We start from the raw sequence: 25,437 nt of genomic DNA, 5'->3' as shown, positions 1-25,437 counted from the left end.
TGCTGTGAATCTGTGCGGCCGCACCGTATAAACCGTCGTTTTACGTTATGATGCGCGGGTTGGTGACTAAGGGAAATCGCTATGAAGCAAATTCGTCTGTTGGCTCAGTACTATGTTGATTTGATGGTAAAACTGGGGCTTGTCCGTTTTTCACTGCTGCTGGCCTCGGTATTGGTGCTGCTGGCGATGGTGGTGCAAATGGCGGTCACCCTGTTGCTCAGTGGGGAAGTCGAGAACATCGACGTCGTCCGCTCCATTTTCTTCGGGCTGTTGATTACGCCCTGGGCCGTTTATTTTCTCTCCGTGGTGGTGGAACAGCTCGAAGAGTCGCGCCAGCGGCTGTCGAAATTGGTAGCGAAGCTGGAAGAAATGCGCCATCGGGATCTGGAGTTGAACGAGCAGCTTCAGGAGAACATCGCGCAACTCAATCAGGAAATCGCCGACCGTATCAAAGCGGAAGACGCGCGTGTGCTGGTAATGAGCCGGCTTAAAGAAGAGATGTCCCGCCGCGAACAAGCGCAGATTGAGCTGGAGCAACAGTCGGCGTTGCTGCGCTCGTTCCTCGATGCCTCACCGGATTTGGTTTACTACCGTAACGAAGATAAAGAGTTCTCCGGCTGCAACCGGGCGATGGAACTGCTGGTAGGTAAAAGCCAGAAGCAGCTCATTGGCCTGACGCCGCAGGATGTTTACTCCCCCGATATTGCCGAAAAAGTGATGGAGACGGACGAGAAAGTGTTCCGTCATAACGTTTCTCTGACCTATGAACAGTGGCTGGTTTACCCCGATGGTCGTAAAGCCTGTTTTGAGCTGCGTAAGGTGCCGTTTTATGACCGGATGGGCAAACGTCACGGGCTCATGGGGTTTGGACGCGATATAACGGAGCGTAAGCGTTACCAGGACGCGTTAGAGAACGCCAGTAGGGAGAAGACCACCTTCATCTCAACAATCAGCCACGAGCTTCGTACGCCGCTTAATGGCATTGTCGGGTTAAGTCGCATCCTGCTGGACACGCAACTTGACCCTGAACAGCAAAAATACCTGAAAACCATCCACGTCAGCGCGATTACGTTGGGCAATATCTTTAACGACGTGATTGAGATGGACAAACAGGAGCGCCGTAAGGTGCAACTGGATAACCAGCCGATCGATTTTACCGGTTTTCTGGTTGATCTGGAGAACCTCGGTGGCCTGCTGGCGGAACCGAAAGGCCTGAAGCTGATTATGGACCAGCACTACCCTCTGCCGCAGAAAGTGATTACCGACGGAACGCGCCTGCGGCAGATTCTGTGGAACCTGCTCAGTAACGCGGTGAAATTCACGCCGAAGGGGAAGAACGGCGAAAAAGGTGAAATTGTGGTGCGCGTCTGGCATGAAAAGGGCGATCGCCTGCGCTTTGAGGTTGAAGATTCCGGGATGGGTATTCCGGCAGATGAGCTGGAAAAAATCTTCGCCATGTATTATCAGGTCAAAGACCAGCACGGCGGGAAGCCCGCAACGGGCACGGGAATCGGCCTGGCGGTGTCGAAACGTCTGGCACAGAATATGGGGGGCGATATCCAGGTTTCCAGCACACAAGGCAAGGGTTCCTGCTTTACCCTGACGGTCATTGCGCCGAGCGTCGATGAAGCAGGAAGCGGTCTGGACGACGACGATGATTTGCCGCTGCCAGCGCTTCACGTCTTGCTGGTGGAAGATATTGAGCTAAACGTAGTGGTCGCGCGTTCGGTGCTGGAAAAGTTGGGCAATAGCGTGGATGTCGCCATGACCGGGCAGGACGCGCTGGATATGTTCGATCCCGATGAGTTCGATCTGGTGCTGCTTGATATTCAACTGCCGGATATGACCGGGCTCGACGTCGCGCGTCAGTTGCGTGCGCGCTATGGCAACCGCAGCCTGCCGCCGCTGGTGGCGCTGACGGCGAATGTGCTGAAAGATAAACGCGAATATCTGGATGCGGGGATGGATGACGTGCTCAGCAAGCCGCTATCGGTGCCTGCGCTGACGGCCGTCATCAAGCAATTCTGGGACACTCACACGGTGTGGACGGAAGAACCAGTGATTGAGGAGGGGACTGAAATGGCAAAAGCAGAAGAAGATCTACTGGATATCCCGATGCTTGAGCAGTATCTGGATTTGGTCGGGCCGAAACTGATCCATCAGAGTCTGGAAATGTTTGAACAGATGATGCCTGGCTATCTGGCGATTCTGGATTCCAACATGACGGCGCGTGACCAGAAGGGCATTACGGAAGAAGGGCACAAAATCAAAGGGGCGGCAGGTTCCGTCGGGTTACGGCATCTTCAGCAAGTTGCTCAGCAGATTCAGACGTCATCGCTACCAGCATGGTGGGATAACGTGCAGGAATGGGGCGATGAACTTAAGCACGACTGGCGTCATGATGTTCAGGTGCTGCGTGATTGGGTAGCAAAAGCAGAAAAAGAATCCTGATATGTTCTGTGCAGCCACAGGGACGTGGCGAGTGAAACGGCTAGAAAAATTTTTTCATCTCACGCGAGATCATGCAAAAAGATGCCACATTGAGCGGGGTTTACGAGTGAAGAAGGACAGGGAATGCGAGGCTTTGCACGTTTTCATACGGTAGAAAAAAATGACCCCGGCCGAAGCCGGGGTGCGCGAATTATGCGCCAACACCAGGGAAAACATGCACCTGCATTTAGATTTCAGGTTTTGTAAACTCGCAAGTGCGGATATTCGTGTCTTAACTAACTGTCTTAACGACATACAGCTTACAACAACAATTACAACCTAACTACTTTACATCTTCATCAAGCAACAAAATAGCAAATGTAGAAATCTTTGTTACAAGAATCATTAAAATGTGTGATGTAGATTAGTGTTTGTCAATTAAAAAATCAATTAGTTGATGTAATGAAATGAAGGAAAAGATGATGAAACGAGTCGGCATTGTCCTTAGTGGCTGTGGTGTTTATGACGGTTCCGAGATTCATGAAGCCGTGTTGACATTACTTGCGCTGGATCGCGCAGGCGCACAAGCGGTTTGCTTTGCGCCAGATAAGCCGCAATTACAGGTGGTTAATCACCTGACGGGTGACGTAACTGGTGAGAATCGCAACGTTTTAGCAGAATCGGCACGGATCGCCAGAGGAAAAATCCAGCCCCTTTCTACCGCGAATGCACAAGATTTAGATGCACTGATTGTGCCGGGTGGTTTTGGCGCGGCGAAAAATTTAAGTGACTTCGCGACGCAGGGATCGGCCTGTCAGATTGATGAAACGCTGCAATTGCTCACACAGGAAATTTATAAGCAAAATAAACCAATTGGTTTTATTTGCATCTCGCCCGCGTTGCTGCCGACGATTTTGGGTGAACCTGTTCGCGTAACCATTGGTAACGATATTGATACCGCTGAAGCCGTCGAAGAGATGGGCGGTATCCACGTTGTTTGTCCGGTCGATGATATCGTGGTGGATGAGGAACATAAAATCGTGACGACACCAGCCTATATGCTGGCTAACTCCATCAGCGAAGCGGCACAAGGCATTGATAAGCTCGTGGCCCGCGTTTTGGATCTCACCGAATGAAGTGGAGTCGAGGGCGTGGAGGCTTGCTAGCGTGGCTGAAGCGCCTGATTGTTCGCAGTGTGTTAGTCGTCATCGGAGCGTGGCTGGCTGGCATCCTGCTGTTTTCCTTCCTGCCCGTACCGTTCTCCGCAGTGATGGTCGACAGGCAGATCAGCGCATGGCTGAAAGGCGAATTCTCCTATGTTGCCCATTCTGACTGGGTTTCGATGGAAGAAATTGCACCAGAAATGGCGCTGGCGGTGATGGCGGCGGAAGACCAAAAATTCCCTGATCACTGGGGCTTCGATCTAGATGCGATTGGGCAGGCATTAAAGCACAACGAGCGCAACACGCAGCGGATTCGTGGTGCCTCTACGCTCTCGCAGCAGATGGTGAAGAACCTGTTCCTGTGGGATGGGCGTAGCTGGGTGCGTAAGGGCCTTGAAGCGGGTATTACCACCGGGGTGGAGCTGGTCTGGACAAAACGGCGGATTCTTACGGTGTACCTGAATATCGCCGAGTTTGGTCCTGGTATTTTTGGCGTGGAGGCCGCTGCCAGACGTTATTTCAATAAGCCTGCCAGCAGGCTGACGGCAAGTGAATCTGCCTTGCTGGCCGCGGTGCTGCCGAACCCTATTCGCTTTCGTGCGAATGCGCCCTCCAGCTATGTCATTCAACGCCAGCAGTGGATTTTGCGTCAGATGCGTCAGATGGGCGGAGATGCATTTTTGCGGGCTAACAATCTGAATTAACCCGTCTTGTTCGTTAGTATACCAAGAAATTTTTGCGTTAACGGTCGTGTTTTCGACATCAGGAGAAAGTATGCGGTTACGTTATTGGTCAGGTTTACTGGTTGCATTGTGTTGTGTGGCCTCTGTCGCCCGTGCGGACGCGGAGCCCAAAGCGTCATCCCCCGATAATCCCTACGCCTTCTTGCAACAGCACCAGCTATCCTCGGTAAAACAGCAGTTGCAGCAGAAAACGGAAAAGCCGCAGACGCGAATGGCGTACGAGCAGCTTATTTCGGAAGCCGATCGCGCGTTGAAAATTGCTAACCCTAGCGTGACGGAAAAGAAATCCACGCCACCCAGTGGTTCAAAGCATGATTATTTGAGCCTCAGCGCCTACTGGTGGCCCGATCCCGATAAAGCTGATGGTTTGCCTTGGATTCGTCGTGATGGGCAGGTAAACCCTGCCAGCAAGGATGATGAGACTGATGGGGTTAGGCTGGCAAAATTCACCGCCCAAACACAGGCGTTGACGCTGGCGTGGTACTTCTCGGGCAAACAGGCTTATGCCGATAAAGCGATATCGATGATCCGTACCTGGTTTATCGATCCTGCTACGCGTATGAACCCTAATCTCGATTTCGCGCAAGGTGTGCCGGGTATCGCGCCGGGAAGAGGGTCGGGCGTGTTGGACGGACGCTATTTTTCTACCCGTATTGTCGATTCGTTGCTTATGCTGCGTCACGCGCCGGGCTGGACGACGCAGGATGAGCAGCAGATGCAGAAATGGATGAGCGATTATCTGCACTGGCTGCAAACCAGTAAGCTGGGGAAAAAAGAGGCAACGGCGCAGAACAACCACGGTAGCTGGTATACCGTACAGGTGGCGGGGATTGCCTGGTATCTGGGCAAAATCGACGTGGTGAAATCCATGGCGCAATTGCAGCGGGAAAAGTTGGATCACCAACTGCAACCGGATGGTTCTCAGCCGGAGGAACTGGCGCGCACCCGATCTTTCCATTACAGCTACTTCAACCTTCAGGCGATAACGGATATGGCTATTTTGGCGTCCCGCGTCGGGGAGAATATCTGGCAATACCAAACGCCGAAGGGCAGTAGCGTGATAAAGGCGCTGGATTTTATGGCCCCGTATCTGGATGAAAATAAGGCGTGGCCGCGTAAGACGATGGACAGGCAAAGCAGCCGCCTTATTCCGCTGTTATTACAGGCGGAGCGAGGTGTAAAAGCGCCGCGTTACCAGACGCAAATCAAACAGGCAGGTTTTGCTGAATTACTCTCAGGGGCAGCGAGCGAACGGGATAAAGAACCGAGCCATATCAGCGTGGAAACCCGCCGTGCGCTCTGGTTGCTTAATCCTGTTGCACCGTGATTTGGTTGTACTCTGACTTCATTGGGTGACAATACGACCCTGTCGAATCGAGATAAAAAAACCGCTGATGAAGACATCAGCGGTTTTTGTTTTTAAAAAGGCAAACGTATTAACGCGATAACAGGTTATTGCAGGTAGGTGAAGGCCGTTGTCACGTGCTTCACACCGCCAACCTTACTAGCGATCTCTGCGGCGGAAGTGCCTTCACGCTGTGTTACCAAGCCTAACAGGAAGACTTCGCCATTTTCCGTGGTGACTTTTACGTTAGAGGATTTAACCGTGTCGCTTGCCAGAATTTGTGAGCGAACTTTGGTGGTGATCCAGGTATCCATGGAGGCGGTTCCCATTGAAACCGGCGTACCCTGACGTATCTCGTTGTAGACTTCGGCTGCACCTTCCACGCCAAGGGCAATTTGTTTAGCCCGGTTTGCCATTTCTGTATTTGGAGCCTGCCCTGTTAACAATACTTTCCCCTGATAAGCCGTCGCAATGATACGGGCCTCTTTTTTCAGCTGCTCGTCTTTGCTGATCGCATTCGTCACGCGGACTTCCAGTGTGCCATCGTCAACCTGCGTGCCTACAGTTCGCGGGTCTGTGGCTGTTTTGGTTGCCACGGCACTGCCAACAGCAACAACCCCGACACAGCCTTGTAGCAGCAGGGCGATAGACAGCACGGCAAATGCAGAACTTATCCTCATGTAGTGCTCCTTCAATCGTTCTGGTGTGGAAAAAGTGTGTTATCAATCAAATCGCACAGGCAATTTACTGTCAGCATGTGCATTTCCTGAATACGGGCGCTGCGGTGCGACGGGATGCGAATCTCCACATCCTGTGGCCCGAGCAGCCCAGCCAGTTCCCCGCCATCGTAACCAGTCAGGGCGACAATCGTCATGTCGCGGGTCACGGCAGACTCGACGGCCTTAACAATATCGCGGCTGTTGCCACGAGTTGAAATAGCCAGTAAGACGTCACCCGCCTGACCTAATGCTCTGACCTGTTTGGCATAGACCTCTTCATGCAAGCGGTCATTCGCTATCGCAGTTAAGACCACATTATCCGCATTAAGTGCGATGGCTGGTAAGCTGGGGCGTTCTGCCTCAAAACGGTTAATCATGCTGGCGGCAAAATGTTGTGCATTGGCTGCCGATGTTCCGTTGCCACAGCACAGAATTTTGTTGCCGTTCAGCAGAGACTGCACCATCGCAATCGCGCCACGGGAAATGGCGTCTGGCAAGGCTTCTGCCGCTGCAATCTGCGTTTGAATACTCTCGGTAAAACAAACTTTTATTCTATCCAGCACGTTGAGTTAACCTACGTAAATTGAAATCCATCAAGGATGGGCTGTCCCTGAGTGGTAAATGTATTATCCCTGTGCGGCAAAGGCGTTAGGGATCCAGTCGAACCGATCGCCCGTAATTGCCAGCACGTCAAAACGACAGTCGACCGTGTCAAAACTGGCGCCTCGCTGCGCCAACCACACGGCAGCGGCATGCAGCAACCGCTGCTGTTTGTGTCGGGTGACGCTGGCTGCCGCATCGCCAAAATGGGCGTTGCGCCGATAGCGCACTTCAACAAATACCCAGATATGGCGATCGCGCATAATTAAATCCAGTTCACCGCCGCGTAGCGTAACATTTGCCGCGGTGAAGGTCAGACCCGCGCGTTCAAGATAACGCCGGGCCTGTTGTTCATAAACTGCGCCAGCGGCCCGCTGGTTCAGAGAACCGGCACCAGCTGACCCTGGCGATATTGCTGCCAGGTTAACTGCCGATTGATGGTGCAATCCGGCCCTGAGCTTAACATCCCCGTAGCCCCTGGAATCTGGTGACCCGGAATCTGGCGCATTTCACCAAAGTGGCTGGCGAGCGTCCAGGCATCCATCCCCATGGCATACAGGCGAACTAACGAGTAATCGTTTTTAAACTGGCTGCTGACCTGTTGCATCAGTGCTGGATTTGCGCCTGCTAACAGCGGGATATCGCTGAACTGTAAACCTTCCATTTCGAGACGGAAGTCAGGGCCTAATCCAGCCTGGAAGCTACGTGAGCTAGCATAGAGCGCTGGACGTGCGCGTGAGGTCGTGCGCATGTCGATCATCGGCTTAATCAGCGCCAGCTCGTCTGGCGTTGCGATGATATAGACCGCATCGATATTGCCACTAACGGACGAACTGACCGTCGGTTGAACCTGTGACGGAATGGTTAAGCCCCCGATGGTGGTGCCCGGCTGTGCCTGCTGTTGCGATACGCTAACAGGTTGGCCGCTCAGGCTTAAGCCTGCGCCGCTATTGATGGCCTGCTTTAACTCCGCCGTGTTGCCAAAGCGCTGTTGCAGAGGACTGGTGCCGCTTTGCTGGTTCCAGGCCTGAGCGAATGCGTTGACGATACGATCGCCCAGCGCACCGCGAGGGGCTAAGACCAGCGGCTGCTGTTTACCCTGCTGATGGATGAACTTGGCCGCGTCTCTGGCTTCATCTTCCGGAGAGAGGGCGAAATAGCAGATGTTAGGGCTATTTTCGACGTGCTCCGGCTGGTTCAATGCCAAAATATTCAGCGGCGACTGGCTATTCGCCAATTGATCCACTTCATTTTTCAACAGCGGGCCAATGACCAGTGATGCGCCATCTTGCTGTGCCTGCGTGAGAATATTGGCCAGCGGCTGTGAAGAGGTGTCATACACTTTTACCGGGAGCGAACTGGATAGCCCTGCGCTTGTCGGTTGTGCTTCGGGCGCTGATGTCGTTGATGCAACCGCCTGATCGCTGTATGGCGCAGGCGATTGAGCGCTCTGTCCATCAGATGATGGTGTTACCTGCCCGTCTTGCGTAGTGCCCGTTGCCGGTGCAGCAGGAGCAGATACGGGGGCGGTGGCTATCTGGCCATTCTTTGCTGCGTTAAAACCTTGCTGGATCGCATTGGCGAAAACCTGTGCCTGACCGTTAAGCGGCAACAGCAGCGCAATGCTACTTACAGACGACGGCTGATAATTGATGACCTGATTTAACTGCGTAGGCAGTTTTTTCGCGGCAGGGTGATGCGGATAACGGGTTTGCCAGTCCTGAATGGCGCTCTGTAGCTGGTCAGAGGATTCGCGGTTGTTCTGGTAGTTATTCAGCAAGTCCACCCAGCCCTGAAGCACATTTTCATTCGCGTTAATCAGCAGCGCTCCAGACTCCTGCGGTGACATTTGCGTCAATGCCAGCCAGGTCTGATCGAGGTTCATTTGATGCTCGTCGCCTTTCAGCAGCGGCTCCTGAGCAATATAGGCGCGCAGCAGCTCAATGGACGTGCGCCCTTGCGCAGTTTTGATTTGCGTCTGGTAATAACGCTGCTTCTGCTGATCGGAAAGTGCGCTCACATCAAGCTGGCTCAGTGCTGCCTTGGCTGCATCCATATTGTTCTGGGCGACGGACAATTCCGCGCTGAGTAGCTGCTGTTCTTGTTTTTGCGCCGCGCTCAGTTTTTCTGGGAGCGCGTTGAACTGCTGGCTTGCCTGAGGGGCTTTCCCTTCCTGTAACAGGGAACGAATAGCAAGTAATTGCCAGTCAGCCTTGTTATTATCGCTACTTTGCTGCATCTGTTGCAGATAATAATCGGATGATGCGTCGGCTTTGCCCTGAACCTCGGGTGGTGGGCTCTGCGGTGCTTGGCTTGGACAGCCTGCGAGAAACAGTGCCGCTAACAAAACAGGGATAGCACGCCCTGCCTGGGTACGGACGAAATGAAAGGGAAGCATACTGTATCCAGTGATTTTTTTTAAAGATGCTCAATATTAAATCGGCAACCCGGATGAAACAATGAATCAAGACCAACAAGCAGATATTTCTGCATCTACCCTCTACATTGTCCCCACGCCAATCGGCAATCTGGGCGACATCACGCAGCGTGCGCTGGCGGTATTGGCGAGCGTTGATCTGATCGCCGCAGAGGATACCCGCCATACCGGTCTGCTGTTACAACATTTTGCGATTAATGCGCGACTGTTCGCATTACACGATCACAATGAACAACAAAAAGCGGATGTGTTACTGGCTAAATTGCAGTCAGGACAAAGCATCGCGCTGGTTTCAGATGCGGGCACACCGCTGATTAACGACCCTGGCTACCATTTGGTTCGACGCTGCCGTGAAGCTGGCGTTCGCGTGGTGCCACTGCCGGGCGCGTGCGCGGCGATAACGGCGCTTTCCGCCTCTGGTCTTGCGTCTGACCGCTTTTGCTATGAAGGTTTTCTGCCGGCCAAAACCAAGGCGCGTAAAGATACGCTACGCGATCTGGGGGAAGAACCCCGTACGCTGATTTTCTACGAATCCACACATCGCCTTTTGGACAGCCTGCAGGATATTAGCGAGGTGCTGGGGGCTGAGCGCTATGTGGTGCTGGCACGTGAAATTACCAAAACCTGGGAGTCGATTCACGGCGCACCCGTGGGCGAGTTGTTGGCCTGGGTCAAAGAGGATGAGAATCGGCGCAAAGGGGAAATGGTGCTGATTGTGGAAGGGCATCAGGCTGATGACAGCGCGCTGTCGGCGGAAGCGCTACGTACGCTAATGCTATTACGCGCTGAGTTGCCGTTGAAGAAAGCGGCGGCGCTGGCGGCAGAGATTCACGGCGTGAAGAAAAACGCGCTTTACCGTTATGGGCTGGAGCAAGAAGGCGATAGCGGTGAATCGGGGGATGACAAGTAGGGCAATTTCCCCTATTATCCGCGCCGGAGTTGACCAGACAGTCGCCGCTTCACTGCCGTCCCTTTCGGGGGAGACAGGTGGAGGGGAGGAAAGTCCGGGCTCCATAGGGCAGGGTGCCAGGTAACGCCTGGGAGGCGCAAGCCTACGACTAGTGCAACAGAGAGCAAACCGCCGATGGCCCACGCAAGTGGGATCAGGTAAGGGTGAAAGGGTGCGGTAAGAGCGCACCGCGCGACTGGCAACAGTTCGTGGCACGGTAAACTCCACCCGGAGCAAGGCCAAATAGGGGTTCACATGGTACGGCCCGTACTGAACCCGGGTAGGCTGCTTGAGCCAGTGAGTGATTGCTGGCCTAGATGAATGACTGTCCACGACAGAACCCGGCTTAACGGTCAACTCCCTTCATCATAAAACCCCGCTTCGGCGGGGTTTTGCTTTATGGGGCAAGCAAGATGAATGACTGTCCACGACGCTTTTTATGAAAGAACGCGGCTTAACGGTCAACTCCCTTCATCATAAAACTGTCGCTTCGGCGGGGTTTTGCTTTATGGGGCAGGCAAGATGAATGACTGTCCACGACGCTTTTTATGAAAGAACGCGGCTTAACGGTCAACTCCCTTCATCATAAAACTGTCGCTTCGGCGGGGTTTTGCTTTATGGGGCAGGCAAGATGAATGACTGTCCACGACGCTTTTTATGAAAGAACGCGGCTTAACGGTCAATTCCCTTCATCATGACACCTCGCTTCGGCGGGGTTTTGCTTTTCTTCGTCCTGAACTAGTAGATATTCAACCATTTCAAATTAATTGATGTTCTTCATCACATAACTCTGACTTTTTCTGTGTCATAAAGCGCGTAAAGTAAGGCCATCGCGTGCGGTTGCACGTTCGCTGACATCTTTCAGAGGATATGACTATGAGCAACACTTCCCGGATGCCTGCATTGTTCCTCGGCCATGGTAGCCCGATGAACGTGTTGGAAAACAATGTATATACGCAGGCATGGCAAACGTTGGGTGAGACGCTGCCGCGTCCGAAAGCGATTATTGCCGTTTCTGCCCACTGGTATACCCGTGGCACCGCCGTAACGGCGATGGAAAATCCGCGCACCATCCATGATTTTGGCGGTTTCCCGCAGGCGCTGTTTGATACCCAGTATCCAGCACCGGGTTCACCTGAATTGGCGGCGAGAATCCAGCAGGTGCTGGCGCCATATCCCGTGACTGCCGATCAGAGCCAATGGGGTTTGGATCATGGTTCCTGGGGCGTGCTGATCAAGATGTATCCCGATGCGGATATTCCCGTTGTGCAACTGAGCGTGGATGGCACACAGCCTGCTGCGTACCACTACGAATTAGGGCGCAAGCTGGCGGCACTGCGTGATGAAGGCTTCATGATTGTCGCCAGTGGTAACGTCGTGCATAACCTGCGGATGGTGAAATGGGATGGTGATGCGGAGCCGTATCCGTGGGCAATCTCGTTCAATCAATTTGTGCGTGATAACCTGACGTATCAGGGTGACGACCATCCGCTGGTTAATTTCATGCAACATGAAGGTGCCGCATTATCTAACCCGACGCCCGATCACTATTTCCCGCTGCTCTATGTACTGGGAAGCTGGGATGGCAAAGAAGCGATTAGTATTCCAGTCGACGGGCTCGAAATGGGATCACTGAGTATGCTGTCGGTGCAAGTGGGGTAATCCGCTTTTTGCTTCAGTAATAAATAAGGCACGGTGAAAACCGTGCCTTATTAGTTTCAATTTTTCTGCTTAATCAAGAATGGTGTGTGGGTAGAAGCGCGAGAGATCCTGCGTGATCAGCGCGCGATCTTCACGTACGCCAATACCACAAGGCTGATCGTTTACCAGCCAGCTACCAATCAGCGTGTAGCTATCGCCAAATTTCGGCAAAGGGTGATATTGCTGGACGATCATGCCTTCTTCGCCGTAAGGGCCGTCGGCTGACGCAATCTCTTTCCCATTTTCGATAATTTGGATGTTTGCCCCTTCGCGTGAAAACAGCGGCTTGGTGACGTAACTGTCCAGCTTGGGATGTTCATCTTCCGCAAAGTAGGCAGGAAGCAGATTGGGATGATCTGGGAACATTTCCCACAGCATCGGCAGCAGCGCTTTATTGGAAATGATGCTTTTCCAGGCGGGCTCCAGCCAACGCACACCAGCATCTTCCAGTTTGGTGGAAAACATCTCGCGCAGCATGAATTCCCACGGATAGAGCTTGAACAGATTACCAATCACCTGATTTTCAGGATCGGTAAACTGACCTTTCTCTCCGAGGCCGATTTCTTCGATGTACAGAAATTCGCTCGGCAGGCCCGCTTCCAGCGCGCAATCCTGAAGATATTGCACTGTGCCGCGATCTTCTTCCGTATCCTGACAGCAGGCGAAGTGCAGCAAGCCGAAGCCATGATTCAGTTTTAGCTCTTCAAAACGTTCGATCAGCTTTTCCTGAATGCTGTTGTACTGGTCAGAATTCTGCGGCAGATTCCCGGCGTTGATTTGATCTTCCAGCCAAAGCCATTGGAAAAAGGCAGCCTCGTACAGCGAGGTTGGCGTATCCGCATTATTTTCCAGCAGCTTGGCTGGGGATTTGCCGTCATACGCCAGATCGAGGCGTGAATACAGTGAAGGCTGATTGGTGCGCCACGAGTGTCTGACGAATTCCCAGGTGTGTTTGGGAATACGGAACTTGGCGAGCAGCGCGTCGCTATTAATGACTTTTTCCACCACCTGCAGACACATTTGATGCAGTTCCGCCGTGGTTTCTTCCAATTCTTCGATCTGAGCAAGAGTGAACTGGTAGTAAGCCTCTTCACTCCAGTAGGGCTCGCCGTACATGGTGTGGAAACGAAAACCAAACTCGGTCGCTTTTTCCTGCCAGTCAGGACGCGCTGTAATATCTATCCGCTTCATTCAATACGTCCTCAGCCGCCCATGCTACGGGAAGAGCTGGAACTTGAGCTGGCGCTGCTGCGCTGCATGCTGTTTTGTTTCGCGACGGTTTCACCAAAGCCACCACGGGTGATGGTAGAAGTTGTTGCAGGCTTCGGTGCCAGTGCGGTTTTTGGCACGGTCATCGTGCGGCCTGTTGTCGCATTACCGTAGTTTTTACCGGAAGCATCAACGAACTGGCCGTTGGCCGGGCTGGCTGGTGTTTTTGGGCTGAATAGCGGCTGCTGTGCGAAACCAGCGCCGCCACCCATCATGCGACCCATCATGTAACCGGCCATCAATGGCATCCAGGACATACCGCCGCCCTGCTGCGATTCTGCGGCCATACCAGCCTGTGCTGGAGCAGGCGTTTGGGTACATTGTGCTTCGCCGAATTCTGCTACGCAGTCTTCTTTCGTTGCGTATTTAGGTGCCGTTTTTTCCGCTTCTTTTAACGCATTATTGTACGCGGTGGTGCACTGGGCAGCCATTGACGGGTTAGCTGACGAACAGTCATCTGCATTCTGATAGAGAGAGACGGTTTCATCGGTTTGTTCACAGCCCGCGAGGAAAAATACGGCGCTGACGGCCAAAGCGACAGGTGCCAGACGGTGCGTTCGCCATTCCTTGCGGAACATTTCCTGATTAATATTTTTTGTACGTTTCATCGTGTTTATCCCAGAGCAAAGCATCACGGCTAATAACCAATAAGTGTGCCTAAGAATAGGGGAACGCTGCTTGAATTTAAAGCGGCAAGAGGTGTAACGGAGGGGGTCTTTACGTTGCTATACATTCTGTTGTGCAACGTTTCGCTTTATGGTGAGAGAAGACGGCTCCCGCCTTCTGATACCACGGCGTTATTCTGCTGGAAAGGTGTGGGGATGAAAAAGGGGAACCGTAGTTCCCCTCTGTATCGGTAAACGCTGCTAGCCGATTAACGCTGTGCCGAGGCGGTTGTTGCCAGCGGAGCGCTGTTATCCGTTACGGTCGGAGTCGTTGAAACCGGCTGACCCAGTGCCGCATTCAGCGCCTGCAGATCGGCTTCATTCAGCGTACCCTGCGCGGATTTGATGTTTAACTGATTGATCAGGTAATCATAACGTGCGCTGGAGAGCTGCTGTTTCGCGTTATACAACGTGGTGGTGGCATCCAGTACGTCAACGATGGTGCGCGTGCCTACCTGATAACCGGCTTCCATCGCATCCAGAGAGCTTTGTGCAGACACTTCAGCCTGTTTGTAAGCGTTGATGCTGCTGATGGAAGCAGAAATATTGTTAAACGATGAACGTACGGTCTGGATAACAGAACGGTGTGCGCTCTCCAGCAGTTCGCTGGCGCTGACGTAGCTGTGCTGCGCTTGTTTCACCTGTGAGTTGGTCGCGCCGCCGCTATAAAGTGGCAGAGTGAAGTTAATACCAACTTTATGCTGACCAGCGTCAGTATCATTGAAGTTGCCGCTATTCGTACGGGAACCTGAATAACGGGTATCGCTCACGCCCGTCGATGCAGTGAGATCTAGGGTCGGCATGTAGCCTGTTTCGGCGGAGCGAATCTGCTCACGGGCCAAATCCTGGCTCAAACGTGCGGACAGCAGGTTCAGGTTGCGGTTTTCAGCTTCTTTCAGCAGGTTGTTTACGGCTTCAGGCTTCTGCGTAGAGAAGCGTTCGATGTTCAGGCCGGCCAGCTGCGGGTAGAAATTACCGGTAATCTGGCGCAGTGATTCCAACGCATTATCCAGCGTATTACGCGTCAACACTTCATTGGCCAACACGCTGTCATACTGTGCACGGGCGTTCTGGACGTCGGTAATGGCAACCAGACCCACGTTGAAACGCTGTGTCGTTTGGTCTAACTGGCGATAAATCGCCTGCTTCTGCGCATTGATGTAGGACAGTGAGTCAATGGCACGCAGGACGTTGAAATAGGCGGTTGCTGTATTCAGCATCAGGTTTTGCTGGGCGGTCTGATAGGTGACGTCTTCAATACCGGCTTGTTTTTCCTGCAACGTCAGCGCACGCCATTTGGACATGTCGAACAAGGTCTGAGTCAATTGCAGTGAAGCGCCTTTCACATTGCTGTCGACGCCTTTGCTGTCACGATAGCCTCTGTTATAGGTATAGTCAGCCCCTAAACCTAACTGTGGCAGTAATGGGCTGCGCGCTTGATTAATCTTTTCAAACGCGGCGTCGCGGGTTGCCGCAGAGCTGCGTAAATCAGGGTTGGTGCTTTTTGCCTGCTGGTAGACCTGTAACAGGTTTTCCGCCTGACTCATGGCGCTAAAACCGCCCAGGCTCAGACCAATCAGAAGAGGGAGCAATTTCTTCATTTGCATTCCTTGTTGTGCAGCAATCTCGCTATGGTAGCGCTGTCTGTAGACGAATAATTGTCGATTCTATCAGAATCTGCCAATAGGATAAGGTAGCTGAACGTGCCATCTTTCAGCGGAATATGTCCAAATGGTCAGGTAAATTGACCCGTTGGATGATCCAGTGCGACGTTTTGCTGTTCAGTAAGGTACCGAAACGTGATGCGATGGACGGAAATCCCCTTCGCCGACGTCACGCCTAATAAACGTTCAAAAACAATGATGAGTATAATGACAGCGGAATCCACCATACAATACCGGATTCCATTAATACTTGTTACAGGAGTGCAGCTATGGCGTCTTCCGTATCCGGTCCGGTTACTTTCACCAAAGATGATGTAGAAATTATTGCACGCGAAACGCTGTACGACGGTTTTTTTTCGCTGGAGCTTTATCGTTTTCGTCATCGCTTGTTTAATGGCGGTATGAGCGGTGAAGTTAGCCGTGAGATCCTGGAGCGTGGCCATGCCGTGGTGTTGCTGCCTTACGATCCCGTACGTGATGAAGTGGTATTAATAGAACAGATTCGCATTGCTGCCTATGACACCAGCGCGTCTCCCTGGCTGTTTGAGCTGGTGGCTGGCATGATTGAACCGGGAGAAAGCCACGAAGAAGTGGCGCGGCGCGAAGCGCAGGAAGAAGCGGGGCTAAGGGTTGGCCGTTGTCGACCGATAATCAACTATCTCGCTAGCCCCGGTGGCACCAGCGAACGTCTGGCGGTGATGGTCGGCGAAGTCGATACGCGAACGGCAAAAGGCATTCATGGTCTGTCGGAAGAGAATGAAGATATTCGCGTACATGTCGTGAGCCGTGAACAAAGTTATCAATGGGTTGAAGAAGGCATCGTTGATAACGCCGCGTCTGTCATTGCCTTGCAATGGTTGGCGTTGCACCATGAAGAACTGAAACGCGCGTGGGTGGATTGATTTATGAAACGTTATACTCCGGATTTCCCTGCCATGATGAGGCTATGTGAAACCAACTTCATGCAATTACGGCGTTTGTTGCCTAAAATTGATGAAGTCGGTGAAATCGCGGTTTATCACGTCAATAATGCGATCTATCAACTGACGATTCTTGAGTCTACCCGCTATACCTCATTGGTCGAAATTAAGCAGACAGCGCCCGCTGTCAGCTACTGGAGTCTGCCAATGATGAGCGTTAGGTTGTATCATGATGCATTGGTTGCGGAAGTGTGTGCCAGCCAGCAGATCTTTCGCTTCAAAGCACGTTATGATTATCCTAATAAGAAGTTACATCAGCGTGACGAAAAGCATCAAATTAATCAGTTTCTTGCTGATTGGCTGAAGTATTGTTTGGCGTATGGTTCGATGTCGATACCGGTTTTTGATACCCAATAGATTTCAAGACGCAGGGTGGCGATAGCCGAGCCATCAAGGGAAGCTAGTGTATTCTGCAATTTGAGAGATGACGGGTAGAGACAGATTTACGTAACCAAGGACACCATTTGGAAAGCCTGTTGACACTGCCTGTGGCGAGTGGCGCCAGAGTCAGGATTTTACAAATAACAGATACCCACCTTTTTGCGGGCGAGCATGAAACCTTGCTGGGTATCAACACCTATCGTAGCTATCACGCTGTGCTGAATGCCATCAAGGCTCGGCAGGATGCGTTCGATTTAATCGTGGCGACGGGCGATTTGGCGCAGGATCACACGCTGGAAGCCTATCATCACTTCTCGCGCGGCATTGCGCAGATCCCTGCACCTTGCGTATGGCTTCCCGGTAACCATGATTTCCAGCCGGCGATGGTTGATGCATTGGCTGAGGCCGGTATTGCGCCATCCAAGCATGTGCTGCTGGGTGACAAGTGGCAGATTATTTTATTGGATAGTCAGGTATTTGGCGTCCCGCATGGTGAGCTGAGCGAATACCAGCTTGAATGGCTGGAGCGCAGCCTGAAAAGTCAGCCCGACCGCTTTACGTTGCTACTGCTGCATCATCATCCGCATCCTTCCGGCTGTACCTGGCTCGATCAACACAGCCTGCGTAACGCGCATAGCCTGTCTGCGGTGCTGGATCGTTATCCGCAGGTGAACACCGTGCTGTGTGGACATATTCATCAGGAGATGGATTTTGACTGGCATGGTCGCCGCTTGTTGGCGACGCCATCGACTTGCGTACAGTTTAAACCGCACTGCACTAACTTCACGATTGATGATGTCGCACCGGGATGGCGCTATCTGGACCTGTTTCCGGATGGTCGTCTGGAAACGGAAGTCTATCGTCTGTCGGGCAGCGAATTCCTGCCTGACATGGATTCGGACGGTTACTAATGCCCACGCTTCTTTATCTGCACGGCTTCAACAGTACGCCGCAGTCGGCGAAAGCGACTGCGCTGAAAACGTGGCTGGCAGAACAGCATCCTGAAATTGATATGATAATTCCACAGCTTCCGCCTTATCCGGCAGAGGCCGCCGAGATGATGGAATCGTTGATTATGGAGCGTGCTGGCCGCCCGGTAGGGATTGTTGGTTCTTCCCTCGGTGGTTATTATGCCACTTGGTTATCCCAGTGTTTTATGCTGCCTGCCGTGGTGGTGAATCCCGCGGTGAGGCCGTTTGAACTGTTGCTGGACCATCTGGGCGAATACCAGAACCCCTACACCGGTGAACAATATGTGCTAGAGTCTCGGCACGTTTACGATCTGAAGGTCATGCAGGTTGACCGACTGGAATCGCCGGATTTGCTCTGGCTGCTGTTGCAGACGGGGGATGAGGTTCTGGATTATCGTCAGGCAGTCGCGTATTACACCGCCTGCCGTCAAACTGTGGAGTCAGGGGGCAATCATGCCTTTGTCGGATTTGAGCATTTTTTCACGCCAATTGTGAATTTCTTAGGGCTCACGACAGACTGAATCGCCACCTATGCATTATGGATTGAAAAACGACTCGCGAAGGCGCGGTTCGTTAAACCCCATTCACTGAACTCAAAGAATTAACGCAAACTATGGCTCAATCAAGTTATAACGCTGATGCGATTGAAGTACTCAGCGGACTGGAACCGGTGCGCCGTCGTCCGGGAATGTACACCGATACCACGCGTCCTAACCATCTGGGGCAAGAGGTCATAGACAACAGCGTTGACGAAGCGCTGGCGGGTCATGCGCGCCGTATTGATGTGATTCTGCACGCCGATCAGTCGCTGGAAGTGATTGACGATGGCCGTGGGATGCCGGTGGACATTCACCCGGAAGAGGGTGTGCCTGCCGTTGAGCTGATTCTGTGTCGTCTGCACGCAGGCGGTAAATTTTCCGGTAAAAACTACCAGTTCTCGGGCGGCTTGCACGGCGTAGGGATTTCCGTGGTAAACGCCCTGTCTACCCGTGTTGAAGTCACCGTTAAACGCGACGGTCAGGTGTATGACATCGCGTTTGCCAACGGCGATAAAGTGCAGGAACTCACTGTAACGGGCACCTGCGGGCGTCGTAACACCGGGACGCGTGTACACTTCTGGCCAGATGAGAAGTTCTTCGACAGCGCCCGTTTTTCCGTCTCTCGTTTGACGCACCTGCTGAAGGCCAAAGCGGTCTTATGCCCCGGTGTGGAAATCATCTTTAAAGACAAAGTTAATAATACCGAGCAGCGCTGGTGCTATCAGGATGGTCTGAACGACTACCTGTGCGAAGCGGTGAATGGCCTGATTACGCTGCCGGAAAAACCGTTTCTGGGGTCGATTACTGGCGATACCGAAGCCGTAGACTGGGCGCTGCTGTGGCTGCCGGAAGGCGGTGAACTGTTGATGGAAAGCTACGTCAACCTTATTCCGACCCCAATGGGTGGGACACACGTTAACGGCCTGCGTCAGGGGTTGCTGGATGCGATGCGTGAATTCTGCGAATTCCGCAATATTCTGCCGCGCGGCGTGAAGCTGAGCGCAGACGATATCTGGGAACGCTGTGCTTACGTGCTGTCAGTCAAAATGCAGGAACCGCAGTTTGCCGGGCAGACCAAAGAACGTCTTTCTTCTCGTCAATGCGCCGCGTTTGTGTCCGGCGTGGTGAAAGATGCCTTCAGCCTGTGGCTGAACCAGAACGTGCAGGCGGCGGAGCAGTTGGCCGAGCTGGCGATTTCCAGCGCCCAGCGCCGTATGCGCGCCGCCAAGAAAGTGGTGCGTAAAAAGCTGACTAGCGGGCCTGCGCTACCGGGCAAGCTGGCCGATTGTACCTCGCAGGATCTCAGCCGAACCGAGCTGTTTCTGGTGGAAGGGGACTCGGCAGGTGGATCGGCGAAGCAGGCGCGCGAGCGTGAATTTCAGGCGATCATGCCGCTGAAAGGTAAGATCCTGAATACCTGGGAAGTCTCCTCCGATGAGGTGCTGGCGTCGCAGGAAGTGCATGATATTTCGGTGGCGATCGGCATCGATCCTGACAGCGACGATCTCAGCCAACTACGTTACGGTAAGATCTGTATTCTGGCGGATGCGGATTCTGATGGTCTGCACATCGCGACGCTGCTGTGCGCGCTGTTTGTCCGCCATTTTCGGGCGCTGGTTCAGGGTGGACACGTTTATGTCGCGATGCCGCCGTTGTACCGCATCGATCTGGGCAAAGAGGTCTACTACGCGCTGGACGAAGAGGAAAAAGCAGGCGTGCTGGAACAGCTTAAGCGCAAGAAAGGCAAGCCAAACGTTCAGCGTTTTAAAGGGTTGGGCGAAATGAACCCGCTACAGTTGCGTGAAACCACGTTGGATCCGAATACGCGCCGTCTGGTGCAGTTAACCATCAAAGAAGACGACATCGATCAGACGATGGCGATGATGGATATGCTGCTGGCGAAGAAACGCTCGGAAGATCGCCGCAACTGGCTGCAAGAGAAGGGTGACAAGGCGGAGATCGAGGTCTAACCGCCACACGATTCACCGTACGCTCAGAAGCGATTCGTTAACCCGTATTATCGCCTGTTTTCGAGATGTTCACTCGAACTGCGAAAACAGGCATATTCCTCTGTTTTATCCCGATCCTGCCAGTAACCTAACCTGATAACCCAGCAACGGAAAAGCGCTGTCTCAATAAGCGTATTCAGCACAGGGAGAAACCATGCAATACACCAAACTTGGCAACAGCGGCCTCACCGTTTCCCGTATATGTATGGGCTGTATGGGGTTCGGCGACGCATCCACAGGACAGCATAGTTGGACGCTTGGAGAAGCGGAAAGCCGCGAGATCATCCGTTATGGCCTGGAGAATGGCATCAACTTTTATGACACCGCCATCGCCTATCAACGCGGTTCCAGTGAGCGCTATGTCGGCAAGGCCCTGCGCGATATGGCGAAACGCGATGATGTGGTGGTTGCCACCAAGTTCCTGCCGCGCACTCAGCAACAGATTTCAGACGGGCTCAGCGGGCAGCATGCTATCGCGCAGTCGCTCGACCAAAGTCTGCAAAACCTCGGTATGGATTATATCGATCTCTACATCTGTCATATCTGGGATTACAACACGCCGATTCTGGATGTGCTCGATGCGCTACATCGCGCGGTGAAAGCGGGCAAGGTGCGTGCCATTGGCATTTCCAACTGCCACGCGTGGCAACTGGCGAAGGCGAATGCGATAGCGGAACGCGAAAATCTGACGCCATTCGTCTCAGTGCAAAGCCATTACAACCTGATTATGCGCGAAGATGAGCGCGAGCTATTCGGTTTATGCGCTGAAGATAATATTGCACTGACGCCTTACAGCGCGTTGGCAAGCGGGCGGTTGTCGCGTTTGGAGGGAGTCGAGTCCCTGCGTTTAAAGGAGGATGCCTACGCCAAAGGGAAATACGATACAACGGCAGAACAGGATCGAATCATCATCGACCGCGTAGCTGAGCTTGCCGCCCGACACCGCGTGTCAATGACCGAGATTTCACTGGCGTGGCTGCTCACCAAAGTTACCGCCCCCGTGGTCGGGGCAACGAAGAAACACCATATCGACGGCGCGGTGAAAGCGGTGGATTTGACGCTGAGCGACGATGAAATTCGCTATCTGGAAGAAAGCTACCAGCCACATAAACTGGTCGGCGTCATGGCACAGAATACCCCGCAGACGCAGGCTAAAAAGCAGGCATAGAGGCGTTGATGTGTCATTGCCTAAAACATTTCTCGGCGGTTTTATCCCTGCCGGGTAAATAAGTCGCTTCGGCAGAGCGGTGTTTGACGTGGCAGCCATTTACAAGTGACTGCGGTATGATGCGAGCACACGATAACGCTTGGTAAATACCGAATCGATGGCAGGTGTACGCGCGTATGAAAGTCACGCTTGAGGAACTTCAGGCTTTTGTGGTGGTGATCGACACTGGTTCGATCACGGCGGCAGCGGAACAGCTGGGACAAACGACGTCGGGCATCAGTCGGGCGCTGCGGCGTCTGGAGGACAAACTGGGCACGACTTTGCTGCATCGAACCACGCGACGTCTCTCCCTTTCCGAAGAAGGCACGATGTTTCTTGAGCACGCCCGTGGCGTGCTTCACGCGGTGGAACACGCTGAAGAGCAGGTACTGCTGCGCCACGAGCAACCGAGCGGGCGGCTGCGGGTCAATTCGGCCTCGGCGTTTATGCAGCATGTGATCGTGCCGCTGGTGCCGGAGTTTCGCCGCCGGTATCCTAAAATCATTCTTGAGCTCAATACCGATGATTTCGTTATTGATTTACTTGAGCAGCATACCGATATCGCGATTCGCATCGGTACGTTAAAAGATTCCACCATTCACGCCCGACCGCTCGGCGCAAGCAAGCTACACATCGTCGCCAGCCCTGATTATCTCCAGCAGCATGGTACGCCGATGACGGTTGAGTCATTGGCCGATCATATTTGCCTGGGGTTTACTCAGGTGGAGTCGCTGAATCACTGGCCATTACGGCACGGACTTCAGAATTTCTATCCCATCACGCCCGCGTTGCTGGCATCAAACGGTGAGATATTGCGTCAGTTGGCGCTGCGGGGCGAAGGGATTGTGCGCATGTCTACCTTCCTGATTCGGGACGATTTGGCGGCGGGGCGGCTGGTGCCGATCCTCACCGAGGAGACCGTGGAGGCTAGCTTGCCGGTTTACGCGGTGTATTACCGCAATAGCCAATTGGCGGCGCGCATTACCTGTTTTCTGGATTTCATGAGCGAGACGCTCACGGAAAATCCGCTGTGAGATGTGACTCACAGCGGTGGAGAGACGCGTGAAACGGCGATTAGGCAAAGAGCTCATCCAGATGCTGGCGATAGTTTGCAAGATAAGCAGGGACGTCCGGTGCCTTTATCACATCGTTGCAGATGAAGGTCGGCAAGGGGGATAACCCGATGAACTGGTTCGCTTTATGGAACGGCAGGTATACGCCGTCCACGCCCACACCGTGGAAGAACTGTTCAGGATCGTCAAAGGCTTCCAGCGGCGCATTCCACGTTAGAGACAGCATATATTTGCGGCCTTGTAACAGCCCGCCAGAACCGTATTTTTTGCTGGCATCCGAACGGCTGCGGCCATCGCTGGCGTAAAGCGAGCCGTGGCCAGCGGTAAACACCTCATCGATGTATTTCTTCAGGATCCACGGCGTATCCATCCACCATCCTGGCATCTGGTAAATGATAGTGTCCGCCCACAGGTAGTTCTGAATTTCCTGTTCAATATCGTAGCCGCTGTCCACGACCGTCACGCGGACGTCGTGACCTTTGTCGCGCAGGAAACTGGCGGCGACCTCGGTAAGGGTATGGTTCAACTCACCTTTGGAGTGAGCGAATGATTTGCCTGCATCAATCAGTAAAATGTTTTGCATAGGTCTGCTCTCGAATCGATTATCAACGACGATGTTGGGCGTAGTCTAGAGGAGAGATTCGTGCAGAAAAATGTGCGGTAGCGCATAACACTGTTGACTGAATATCAACAATAAGAAGCAGAATGGTGTTCTATTGAAATAATGTAGTCGGAGGAAAAGGCAAGAGAATCCTCTCTTGCCTTGGTCAGATTGTGTGATGTATCTATCGATATAAACTGGCTTTTCCCGTTGAGCCGAAGAGCGCCATTTTATAGCGAATCACCTCTTTTGCCGCCTTAATCGGTTCCGGATAGATGGCATTAGGGTCCCACCAGGTTTCACGGCTGAGGATTTCTCGCGCTTTCTGGAAATAGGCGAATTTCATGTCGCTGGAGATATTGATTTTGCCCACGCCAAGCGTCACCGCTTCGGCAATTTCGGCGTCCGGGTTGGCCGAACCGCCGTGCAAGACAAGCGGAATCGAGACCCGCTGCGAAATATCCCGCAGGATATGCATTTGCAGTTCTGGCTTCAGGTCTTTGGGGTAAATACCGTGCGCCGTACCGATGGCGACGGCTAACGTATCAACGCCGGTTCGGTTGACGAAATCTTCCGCCTGTTCAGGGTCGGTATAGATCACTTTGCTGACGCCGCCTTCTATCGTGGTGCCAGTGTCGCCAATCGTGCCTAATTCCCCTTCGACGGAAACGCCAACGGCATGCGCCAGTTTCACCACTTCGCGGGTGAGTGCCACGTTCTCTTCATAAGGCATCAGCGATCCATCGATCATGACGGAGGTAAATCCGCACTGAATGGCACGCAGAACGTGTGCGATCGAGGCGCCATGATCGAGGTGGATGACAAACGGTACGGGGCTGCGCAGCGTTCTTTCTCGCACATAGGCGAAGAACTCATCGGTAACGAATTCCAGCTCGCTCGGGTGGATAGAGATAATGGCCGGGGTATTCGTCGCTTCGGCTTCTTCCACTACGGCACGGATAAAGCAGCTATCGGCCACGTTAAATGCGCCGATAGCGAAACGGTGTTCACGCGTGGGTTTCAGGATGTCAGTCATTGAAATCAACATGTTATGTCTCTCCTGTGTCGGATAAAGGGCAAAGCGTTCCTATACCAGTGGAAAACCACTGATGGTGAAAGCGGGTAAAGGCGAACGGTCAGGCTTTGTTGGCTGAACCTGACCAACCGAGATAATCGACGACCACGTCGCGGCAGGCAGATTCCATCGTTGCCAGTAAGTCGGATAACTCCGTCGTTGGATGCTGATGCAGCGTCTGCTGCAATGCCGTTTTTCCTGCCTCAAAAACGGCCGCGCCGACGTTGATTTTGGCGACACCGTGACGGCTGACGCGGCGAATATCGTCAGCCTTGGTGCCGCTGCCGCCGTGCAGCGCCAATGGCACCGTTGATTCCCGATGCAGGGCTTCAAGTCGCTCGAAATCAATCCGTGGCGTTACCCCCGGCGGGTACATGCCGTGGGCGGTGCCGACCGACACAGCAAGCAGGTCGATACCGGTTTGGCGGATAAAGGGAACGACGTCTTCCACCTGCGTCATTTTCACTGCGGCGTCCTCTTGGTCGTAGACGGGCGCGTCGGCGATATGACCCAGCTCGCCTTCCACACAGACTCCCGCTGTCGCAGCGATGGTCACCACCTGTTGCGTACGCAGGATGTTTTCCGCCAGTGGGTGACTGGAAGCATCGATCATCAGCCCGGTAAAACCGGCGCGGAATGCCTGACCAATCAGGTTGAATGCCGTACCGTGATCCAGACTGAGCGCCACGGGAACGGTGGTCTGCTCGGCCAGCGCTTTGGCCAGTGGCACCGCGAGGTGCGGCGGAAAGTGCGCGCTGTGTCCTTGATAAACATTCAGGATCAGCGGCGCACGCTGTTGCTCGGCGGCGGCAATGGCCGCACGGGCGGTCTCCAGATTGAAACAGTTGATGGCGAGCACGGCATACTGCTGTTGATACGCGTCATCAATGAGGGCTTTCATTGCGGCATACATGGC

General features: G+C 53.3%; 23 protein-coding genes and 1 other RNA gene. 14 read left to right on the top strand and 10 right to left on the bottom strand.

Features of this window, described 5'->3' with window-relative positions; all coding sequences use genetic code 11:
- Window positions 1-81: 81 nt before the first annotated feature.
- The 4 genes from arcB (at window position 82) to AB8809_RS21490 (ending at window position 5,663) form a co-directional block, all read left to right on the top strand.
- Entirely contained in the window at window positions 82-2,451 is a 2,370-nt protein-coding gene (arcB, locus tag AB8809_RS21505; protein ID WP_349856739.1) for an aerobic respiration two-component sensor histidine kinase ArcB, read from the top strand.
- Between the two features lie 461 nt (window positions 2,452-2,912).
- Window positions 2,913-3,566 carry an isoprenoid biosynthesis glyoxalase ElbB gene (gene elbB, locus AB8809_RS21500; protein WP_012773020.1) on the top strand — a complete coding sequence of 218 codons (654 nt, stop codon included), beginning with the start codon at window positions 2,913-2,915 and terminating at the stop codon, window positions 3,564-3,566.
- Window positions 3,563-4,297, top strand: a complete 735-nt coding sequence (mtgA, locus tag AB8809_RS21495; RefSeq protein ID WP_012773021.1) for a monofunctional biosynthetic peptidoglycan transglycosylase — start codon at window positions 3,563-3,565, stop codon at window positions 4,295-4,297. The genes elbB and mtgA overlap by 4 nt, the downstream gene beginning before the upstream one ends.
- A gap of 70 nt (window positions 4,298-4,367) precedes the next feature.
- On the top strand, window positions 4,368-5,663 hold the full coding sequence (locus AB8809_RS21490; protein ID WP_349856738.1) for an alginate lyase family protein: 1,296 nt from the start codon (window positions 4,368-4,370) through the stop codon (window positions 5,661-5,663).
- A 125-nt stretch (window positions 5,664-5,788) separates the two neighbouring features.
- Here AB8809_RS21490 and dolP read toward each other — a convergent pair whose 3' ends face one another.
- From dolP to AB8809_RS21470, 4 genes are all read right to left on the bottom strand, one after another.
- On the bottom strand, window positions 5,789-6,361 hold the full coding sequence (gene dolP, locus AB8809_RS21485; RefSeq protein WP_012773023.1) for a division/outer membrane stress-associated lipid-binding lipoprotein: 573 nt from the start codon (window positions 6,359-6,361) through the stop codon (window positions 5,789-5,791).
- Window positions 6,362-6,372: 11 nt separating this feature from the next.
- On the bottom strand, window positions 6,373-6,963 hold the full coding sequence (diaA, locus tag AB8809_RS21480; RefSeq protein WP_012773024.1) for a DnaA initiator-associating protein DiaA: 591 nt from the start codon (window positions 6,961-6,963) through the stop codon (window positions 6,373-6,375).
- Window positions 6,964-7,026: 63 nt separating this feature from the next.
- A complete protein-coding gene (locus AB8809_RS21475) occupies window positions 7,027-7,383 on the bottom strand; it encodes a YraN family protein (protein ID WP_300998014.1) in 357 nt (118 codons plus the stop codon).
- A complete protein-coding gene (locus tag AB8809_RS21470; RefSeq protein ID WP_349856737.1) occupies window positions 7,380-9,398 on the bottom strand; it encodes a penicillin-binding protein activator in 2,019 nt (672 codons plus the stop codon). The genes AB8809_RS21475 and AB8809_RS21470 overlap by 4 nt, the downstream gene beginning before the upstream one ends.
- Window positions 9,399-9,459: 61 nt before the next feature.
- Here AB8809_RS21470 and rsmI point away from each other — a divergent pair, with 61 nt between their 5' ends.
- The 3 genes from rsmI (at window position 9,460) to ygiD (ending at window position 12,048) form a co-directional block, all read left to right on the top strand.
- Complete coding sequence (gene rsmI, locus AB8809_RS21465) at window positions 9,460-10,347, top strand: 16S rRNA (cytidine(1402)-2'-O)-methyltransferase (RefSeq protein ID WP_012773027.1); 888 nt, start codon at window positions 9,460-9,462, stop codon at window positions 10,345-10,347.
- Window positions 10,348-10,372: 25 nt separating this feature from the next.
- Window positions 10,373-10,751, top strand: an RNA gene (rnpB, locus tag AB8809_RS21460) — RNase P RNA component class A.
- A 511-nt stretch (window positions 10,752-11,262) separates the two neighbouring features.
- The gene (gene ygiD / locus AB8809_RS21455; RefSeq protein WP_012773028.1) at window positions 11,263-12,048 is read left to right on the top strand and encodes a 4,5-DOPA dioxygenase extradiol; all 786 of its coding nucleotides are present in this window, start codon (window positions 11,263-11,265) and stop codon (window positions 12,046-12,048) included.
- A 69-nt stretch (window positions 12,049-12,117) separates the two neighbouring features.
- On the opposite strand, the gene AB8809_RS21450 is transcribed toward ygiD, so the two are convergent.
- The 3 genes from AB8809_RS21450 to tolC form a co-directional block, all read right to left on the bottom strand.
- Complete coding sequence (locus tag AB8809_RS21450) at window positions 12,118-13,278, bottom strand: glutathionylspermidine synthase family protein (RefSeq protein ID WP_180778474.1); 1,161 nt, start codon at window positions 13,276-13,278, stop codon at window positions 12,118-12,120.
- An 11-nt stretch (window positions 13,279-13,289) separates the two neighbouring features.
- The gene (locus tag AB8809_RS21445; protein WP_012773030.1) at window positions 13,290-13,964 is read right to left on the bottom strand and encodes a DUF1190 family protein; all 675 of its coding nucleotides are present in this window, start codon (window positions 13,962-13,964) and stop codon (window positions 13,290-13,292) included.
- Between the two features lie 266 nt (window positions 13,965-14,230).
- Window positions 14,231-15,622: an outer membrane channel protein TolC gene (tolC, locus tag AB8809_RS21440; RefSeq protein WP_182100458.1), complete on the bottom strand. Its 1,392-nt coding sequence runs from the start codon at window positions 15,620-15,622 to the stop codon at window positions 14,231-14,233.
- 332 nt (window positions 15,623-15,954) lie between these two features.
- On the opposite strand from tolC, the gene nudF reads away from it, so the two are divergent.
- The 7 genes from nudF (at window position 15,955) to AB8809_RS21405 (ending at window position 22,806) form a co-directional block, all read left to right on the top strand.
- Window positions 15,955-16,587, top strand: coding sequence for an ADP-ribose diphosphatase (gene nudF / locus AB8809_RS21435; RefSeq protein ID WP_180778472.1), 633 nt, complete (start codon window positions 15,955-15,957; stop codon window positions 16,585-16,587).
- A gap of 3 nt (window positions 16,588-16,590) precedes the next feature.
- Window positions 16,591-17,022 (top strand): DUF1249 family protein, encoded by a 432-nt coding sequence (locus tag AB8809_RS21430; protein WP_012773034.1) that lies wholly within the window; start codon window positions 16,591-16,593, stop codon window positions 17,020-17,022.
- A gap of 107 nt (window positions 17,023-17,129) precedes the next feature.
- Window positions 17,130-17,957, top strand: coding sequence for a 3',5'-cyclic-AMP phosphodiesterase (cpdA, locus tag AB8809_RS21425; RefSeq protein ID WP_012773035.1), 828 nt, complete (start codon window positions 17,130-17,132; stop codon window positions 17,955-17,957).
- Window positions 17,957-18,538 (top strand): esterase YqiA, encoded by a 582-nt coding sequence (yqiA, locus tag AB8809_RS21420; protein ID WP_012773036.1) that lies wholly within the window; start codon window positions 17,957-17,959, stop codon window positions 18,536-18,538. The genes cpdA and yqiA overlap by 1 nt, the downstream gene beginning before the upstream one ends.
- Window positions 18,539-18,630: 92 nt before the next feature.
- Window positions 18,631-20,526 carry a DNA topoisomerase IV subunit B gene (gene parE, locus AB8809_RS21415; protein WP_180778471.1) on the top strand — a complete coding sequence of 632 codons (1,896 nt, stop codon included), beginning with the start codon at window positions 18,631-18,633 and terminating at the stop codon, window positions 20,524-20,526.
- Window positions 20,527-20,719: 193 nt separating this feature from the next.
- On the top strand, window positions 20,720-21,733 hold the full coding sequence (locus tag AB8809_RS21410) for an aldo/keto reductase (protein ID WP_349856538.1): 1,014 nt from the start codon (window positions 20,720-20,722) through the stop codon (window positions 21,731-21,733).
- Window positions 21,734-21,909: 176 nt separating this feature from the next.
- Window positions 21,910-22,806: a LysR family transcriptional regulator gene (locus AB8809_RS21405; protein ID WP_205947212.1), complete on the top strand. Its 897-nt coding sequence runs from the start codon at window positions 21,910-21,912 to the stop codon at window positions 22,804-22,806.
- Between the two features lie 40 nt (window positions 22,807-22,846).
- On the opposite strand, the gene AB8809_RS21400 is transcribed toward AB8809_RS21405, so the two are convergent.
- From AB8809_RS21400 to AB8809_RS21390, 3 genes are all read right to left on the bottom strand, one after another.
- Window positions 22,847-23,428 carry an NAD(P)H-dependent oxidoreductase gene (locus AB8809_RS21400; RefSeq protein WP_181829968.1) on the bottom strand — a complete coding sequence of 194 codons (582 nt, stop codon included), beginning with the start codon at window positions 23,426-23,428 and terminating at the stop codon, window positions 22,847-22,849.
- A gap of 202 nt (window positions 23,429-23,630) precedes the next feature.
- The gene (locus AB8809_RS21395; protein WP_349856537.1) at window positions 23,631-24,494 is read right to left on the bottom strand and encodes a ketose-bisphosphate aldolase; all 864 of its coding nucleotides are present in this window, start codon (window positions 24,492-24,494) and stop codon (window positions 23,631-23,633) included.
- 88 nt (window positions 24,495-24,582) lie between these two features.
- Entirely contained in the window at window positions 24,583-25,434 is an 852-nt protein-coding gene (locus AB8809_RS21390; protein WP_349856536.1) for a class II fructose-bisphosphate aldolase, read from the bottom strand.
- Window positions 25,435-25,437: the final 3 nt, after the last annotated feature.

The organism is Pectobacterium aroidearum (genome assembly GCF_041228105.1).
Classification (GTDB): Bacteria; Pseudomonadota; Gammaproteobacteria; order Enterobacterales; family Enterobacteriaceae; genus Pectobacterium; species Pectobacterium aroidearum.
This window is presented reverse-complemented; position numbering and strand designations above follow the sequence as displayed.

Bases quoted from the DNA above. Each gene is read 5' to 3' on its own strand.
- arcB (WP_349856739.1), top strand. From the start codon at position 82: ATGAAGCAAATTCGTCTGTTGGCTCAGTACTATGTTGATTTGATGGTA.
- elbB (WP_012773020.1), top strand. From the start codon at position 2,913: ATGAAACGAGTCGGCATTGTCCTTAGTGGCTGTGGTGTTTATGACGGT.
- mtgA (WP_012773021.1), top strand. From the start codon at position 3,563: ATGAAGTGGAGTCGAGGGCGTGGAGGCTTGCTAGCGTGGCTGAAGCGC.
- AB8809_RS21490 (WP_349856738.1), top strand. From the start codon at position 4,368: ATGCGGTTACGTTATTGGTCAGGTTTACTGGTTGCATTGTGTTGTGTG.
- dolP (WP_012773023.1), bottom strand. From the start codon at position 6,361: ATGAGGATAAGTTCTGCATTTGCCGTGCTGTCTATCGCCCTGCTGCTA.
- AB8809_RS21470 (WP_349856737.1), bottom strand. From the start codon at position 9,398: ATGCTTCCCTTTCATTTCGTCCGTACCCAGGCAGGGCGTGCTATCCCT.
- rsmI (WP_012773027.1), top strand. From the start codon at position 9,460: ATGAATCAAGACCAACAAGCAGATATTTCTGCATCTACCCTCTACATT.
- ygiD (WP_012773028.1), top strand. From the start codon at position 11,263: ATGAGCAACACTTCCCGGATGCCTGCATTGTTCCTCGGCCATGGTAGC.
- AB8809_RS21450 (WP_180778474.1), bottom strand. From the start codon at position 13,278: ATGAAGCGGATAGATATTACAGCGCGTCCTGACTGGCAGGAAAAAGCG.
- AB8809_RS21445 (WP_012773030.1), bottom strand. From the start codon at position 13,964: ATGAAACGTACAAAAAATATTAATCAGGAAATGTTCCGCAAGGAATGG.
- tolC (WP_182100458.1), bottom strand. From the start codon at position 15,622: ATGAAGAAATTGCTCCCTCTTCTGATTGGTCTGAGCCTGGGCGGTTTT.
- nudF (WP_180778472.1), top strand. From the start codon at position 15,955: ATGGCGTCTTCCGTATCCGGTCCGGTTACTTTCACCAAAGATGATGTA.
- AB8809_RS21430 (WP_012773034.1), top strand. From the start codon at position 16,591: ATGAAACGTTATACTCCGGATTTCCCTGCCATGATGAGGCTATGTGAA.
- yqiA (WP_012773036.1), top strand. From the start codon at position 17,957: ATGCCCACGCTTCTTTATCTGCACGGCTTCAACAGTACGCCGCAGTCG.
- parE (WP_180778471.1), top strand. From the start codon at position 18,631: ATGGCTCAATCAAGTTATAACGCTGATGCGATTGAAGTACTCAGCGGA.
- AB8809_RS21410 (WP_349856538.1), top strand. From the start codon at position 20,720: ATGCAATACACCAAACTTGGCAACAGCGGCCTCACCGTTTCCCGTATA.
- AB8809_RS21405 (WP_205947212.1), top strand. From the start codon at position 21,910: ATGAAAGTCACGCTTGAGGAACTTCAGGCTTTTGTGGTGGTGATCGAC.
- AB8809_RS21400 (WP_181829968.1), bottom strand. From the start codon at position 23,428: ATGCAAAACATTTTACTGATTGATGCAGGCAAATCATTCGCTCACTCC.
- AB8809_RS21395 (WP_349856537.1), bottom strand. From the start codon at position 24,494: ATGTTGATTTCAATGACTGACATCCTGAAACCCACGCGTGAACACCGT.
- AB8809_RS21390 (WP_349856536.1), bottom strand. From the start codon at position 25,434: ATGTATGCCGCAATGAAAGCCCTCATTGATGACGCGTATCAACAGCAG.